This window comes from Bacillus sp. MUM 116 (genome assembly GCF_001866655.1).
In the GTDB taxonomy this organism is placed as follows: domain Bacteria; phylum Bacillota; class Bacilli; order Bacillales; family Cytobacillaceae; genus Neobacillus.
This window is the reverse complement of record NZ_MLYR01000138.1, coordinates 1-4,418: the sequence shown is the minus strand read 5'-3', so window position 1 is coordinate 4,418 and position 4,418 is coordinate 1. Positions and strand designations below refer to the sequence as shown.

The following is a 4,418-nucleotide window of genomic DNA, read 5'->3' as shown; positions in this document are numbered from 1 at the left end:
ATTGATCGCTTCACAACCGCTTCATCAATCGGTTCTTTCGGATTATCAACCGTAATGCGAGCAATTTTTCCAGTCGCCGTCACAAACTGTAATTCCAATGTTTTAGCCAATTCCTTCACCTCCCATTCACAAAATTGAATGATTCACTAGGATAATAAATCTGAGCTGTCCGTTCTCTCGACCCGGTTAAGTGTGTCATTACACAATACAAAGATTGCTTGTGCGGCTTGATAGAGTTGGTCTGCTGTAGCTGCTTTTTTTACATTGCTGAAGGTCTTTGCTTTTAAAATCGGTTTTCCTTGCTCGTCCATGCCCGTTTCGAATACGATGCGAAGCTTAGTGGTAGCTAGTCGCGCTTGTGCCATGTTTATCACCTCCTCACACCTTCTATATAAAGAAAAATGGAGGAAAAGGACATGGTCTTGAAAAATAATTTTCTTGGTTTTTTAAGGCTGAATGCTCACGGTCAAAAAGAAGACCAACTATACGAAAAAACTGCTCCTATGAGCAGTTTTTTAGGTTAAGTGTAAATGCAGTTACTTATTTTAGCTTGTTATGTTTTGTACTTAAAGTAACGGGCTTTATTTAATACAATCCAGTTTTAATGCCTTTTCCGACCAAGCTCCATCCGATTCCTCTTCGGCTCTAGAACAAAACAAAGAGGATCTCTTGCTATCCCACAAGTAATCTTTCTATATTGTTCCGCAATCTGCAGCTTTGTGTTAAAGGCAGACAATCTGCATGGAACAATAAGAATATGTCCGTTTTGTTAAGCTGCCCCGTTAGAGATAATCGTATCTAACTGAGGGAACTTAATAGGCTTTATTCCATTGTTTGAGAAAACTAAACTGACCCCTAGAGAATAATCCATCCCTAAGGGTCAGTTTATCTTGTTCATTCATTCGATTGTTTAGAATCTTGTAGAAGCTTCTTAATTTCCATCAGTTCGCCTTCCATTCGGTGAAGGTGTTTCTGCATATCGTCAATCTCCTGCTCTGCTTTATAGTTAATGGCGAAGTCAATAATTGACTCGTGCTTATCCCGTGCTGCCTGCCGGTTTTGGCTCATCATAATCACAGGAGCTTGGAAAGCTGCAATAAAGGATAGGCACAGATTCAGTAAAATAAATGGAGGTTTATCAAAATGGAATCCAGTAAATGACAACGTGTTCCATACTATCCAAACGAACAAGAAGCTTGCAAAATAAATGATAAATTTCCAGCTGCCGCCGAAGGCTGCGATTCTATCTGCCAAACGATCAGACCAGCTTGTTTTTCTTTGGTATGCTTCATCTAAGTTGGTTAGAATACTCTTCTCATAACTATCCACTAGCCGATCAATTCGGCGAGTATTTTCCTGATTTAACTCAATATCAAAGCCCTGAATTTGGGCGGCATCCTTACTTTGCGTTTTTTTTATAAATAACAACTTTTTTGACATTTTAACTACCTCCTTGTTATCAGGCAGTCAGATCCAACTTTATCCCGTAGGAGAGGAGCTGAAGCCACTCTTTAATATGGTTTTTATTATTAATTCGACTGCCGGTAAACCGGCTGGTTCTGGCTCCAGTTCAAATGAACTTTCACTATTCATAGAATGGCTCAACCCCCTATCAAGAATTAATTTGATGACTCAATATTTTACTCATCTTGCCAGAGACTTGTCACTGCAAATGTCCAAGCTCTACCAAATAAAAATGCCCTTCAGCTCAGCTGAAAGGCATCGTTTTGCACACTTAATCAGGAATGCAAAAAAACGAACCCCCCCAACCGAGCTTTGGCACTATACGACGTAAAAGAACCTTCGTCCTTTAGCCACGTTAAGAAGAGCCTTAGTCCGGCAATTCCTGTTCAACCCATTGGCATCTTTCGATGTTTCCGGGCAGTGGCTTGTGTTCGTATAGGAGCCTCACCTAACGAGGACATCTTTAATTCATTGTCATTATACTGCTAAAGGATTGATATGCCAGAGAAAATTTGCAGATTTCTAAATTACCCCCATTTTTACATAGAGAAGAAAACATTGCAGATATTCCATTAATTTTTATATCTTTATTATCCGTTAAAGATTAATGATCATATTGCAATAAACGAGGGAGAGTAGGGGGATAATTCCCCGGTCTATCCTGAAAAGATCACAGGGACGGTTCGAGTAAAACCAGGAGAACTGTCCCTGTGGATTCATCCAAACCGAACAGTGACAGGCACCACCCGAAATTTGTCGAATTTAAAAATACTTAGACATGATTCCTTTTAATTGCTGTGGATCTAAAACAATCTCTGCGTTGTTTGCTTTTAGGATATCGTCGTACTTGGTTTGACCCACTCCGTGTAATTGATGGTACGTCAATTGTTTGTTTGGATTAAAGTCTTTTACTGATAGACCAAGGCTTAGCATATCAGATGTCGACATATTCGTTGCGACAACAAAATTCGGGATTGATTGGACTAATGAAGGTAGTTTAATTATATTGCCAGGATCTAACGCCTTTTTCGCGATTCCCTTCATTGCCTCTTCTTGCAATTGCTGGCGGCCGTATTCTCCATTTTTTAGCGAATAGCGTTCGTGTACGACCTCTGTGACCATTTTTCCATCGAAACTATGTGTGCCGGCTTTGATCACTTTATTTTTATTCTCTTTATACCATGGATGGGTTAAGGTCACATTGAAAGGAACATGCATATCAATGCCTCCGATAGCGTCTACCATCGATTGAAAGCCCCAATAATTGGTTTCTACATAGTAGTTAATCGGAACCCCAGTAAGCTCTCCAACGGCTTTGACGGCCGCCTCTACGCCTGCTTTTTTGCCCTTTGTCGCCTGCATGATATATTGCACACTTGTCAGTTTTGTGTAGCCATAACCATCTAAATGAACCCGTGTATCACGCGGAATACTGGCTGCGTGGTATTGATTCTTTTGTAAATCGACATGGACGAGCATCATCGAGTCAGAGTGGCCGGCTGTATCTCCTTTTCTCTGGTCAGATCCGATTAATAACACGTTGAACTCACCGTTTTTTGGCGGTTTTACGGTTTGATTGGTATTAGCTGAACTAACCACGGGGACATTTTTGAAATGATTTTTGGGCTGCAGTTGCTGAAACCCTGTAGCAAGGGCTGCCATCGCAATCACCAAAACACTAAAACCAACGATTTTTCGTTTACTTTTACGTTTTTTCTCCATGATTTCCTCCGTTGTATAGGACTAGATTAGGAAACTATAAAATATATAAAACACACCCAAAGCGGTATGCTGATCAAACAACCCCAAAATAAGCCTTTAAAAAAGTAGTTTGGCATTAAACAGTCTACCTTCTTTCCATTGCCTATTAGGGTATTATAAGGAGGATACTTTAAAAAAGTATAAATCACTAATTAAATTTTCATTAATTCCCTGCAAGGTTCGACAACTTTTTTATGGAAATAATGGTAGAAATCTTTATATATCAAAGGTTTTAGTAATTCTAATCAAACGTTTGTGTAAAGAAGGAAATAGATGAAATTTATCAATTTACTTCGTATTTTAGAGGCAAGTGGGATCAGATGCCCGCTCAGTTAAAGTTTAAAGTAGTAAAGTAATAGAATCCCCGCTCTATTGGAGCGGGGATTCTATTTGACTATATGCCGAATAAGTTGGTCATTCGGACGGGAATCAGAAAAACTAGCAAGCCTTGTCCGAATAAGAGGGTCATTTGAAACGGAATGGGGGAAAACTGGTTATTTTTGTGAGTAAGGGAAGGATCGTTTTTTATAATATTGACACTTTTTCTTTATTTGGAGGGGCTCCAATCGAAAGGAAATCTTCCATGATGATGAAGATGGATTTCAGGGTTAGACCCCCACTCAGCTCAAAGTAAGTCAATTCCTCCTCTTGATCTATTAAACTCTTTTTCATTTTTAATATAAATATTTTTCGATCCTCTTATACATCGTGTATATAAGCGGGTCTATTTTTTTTGTTCATTTGTATAATAGTGGAAATTTTAAATGTATAATACAATTTAATTATTCTAAAATTTGGTAAAATATTTTGATAGTTTTGAAAGAGGGATTTATACATATGGAGAAACGTGAATACCTAATTTAACCGGTGTTAGGAGGTAAATATTCTACTGCCCTATATAGAAAAAGAATTATATCTATGATCTTGAATGTAATAAATATATTGACGGTTCTCTGGGTGCAGTAACAGTAAGCATTGGACATGGTGTACAAGAGATTATTAATTGCGATGACGAGCCAAGCACAAAAGATTGGCGCGATTGGTTCATGGCAGGAGGAGGTATATCGAATGAAAAATTATCATTGGTTGGCTTTGATTCCGTTTATAGGTATGCTGGGTGGATCAATCCTTCTTAACAGAATGACCCCATATGTTCTGGGAATGCCATTTATCCTTTTCTGGATTGTATTATG

5 protein-coding genes and 1 riboswitch are annotated in these 4,418 nt (G+C 38.6%); of the genes, 1 reads left to right on the top strand and 4 read right to left on the bottom strand.

Features of this window, described 5'->3' with window-relative positions; translation table 11 throughout:
* The 4 genes from BIV60_RS28855 to BIV60_RS25575 form a co-directional block, all read right to left on the bottom strand.
* Positions 1–119: DUF2922 family protein (locus tag BIV60_RS28855; RefSeq protein ID WP_256218552.1), on the bottom strand; the 119-nt coding region annotated here is incomplete at its 3' end.
* Between the two features lie 27 nt (positions 120–146).
* Complete coding sequence (locus tag BIV60_RS25585) at positions 147–365, bottom strand: DUF1659 domain-containing protein (RefSeq protein WP_071358524.1); 219 nt, start codon at positions 363–365, stop codon at positions 147–149.
* 529 nt (positions 366–894) lie between these two features.
* Positions 895–1,440 (bottom strand): DUF1003 domain-containing protein, encoded by a 546-nt coding sequence (locus BIV60_RS25580; RefSeq protein WP_071358523.1) that lies wholly within the window; start codon positions 1,438–1,440, stop codon positions 895–897.
* A 314-nt stretch (positions 1,441–1,754) separates the two neighbouring features.
* Positions 1,755–1,927, bottom strand: a riboswitch (M-box (ykoK) riboswitch).
* A 299-nt stretch (positions 1,928–2,226) separates the two neighbouring features.
* Positions 2,227–3,186 (bottom strand): LCP family protein, encoded by a 960-nt coding sequence (locus BIV60_RS25575; protein WP_071358522.1) that lies wholly within the window; start codon positions 3,184–3,186, stop codon positions 2,227–2,229.
* 1,107 nt (positions 3,187–4,293) lie between these two features.
* On the opposite strand from BIV60_RS25575, the gene BIV60_RS25570 reads away from it, so the two are divergent.
* Positions 4,294–4,418 (top strand): DUF3311 domain-containing protein (locus BIV60_RS25570; protein WP_141770558.1); only part of this gene is annotated, 125 nt, incomplete at its 3' end.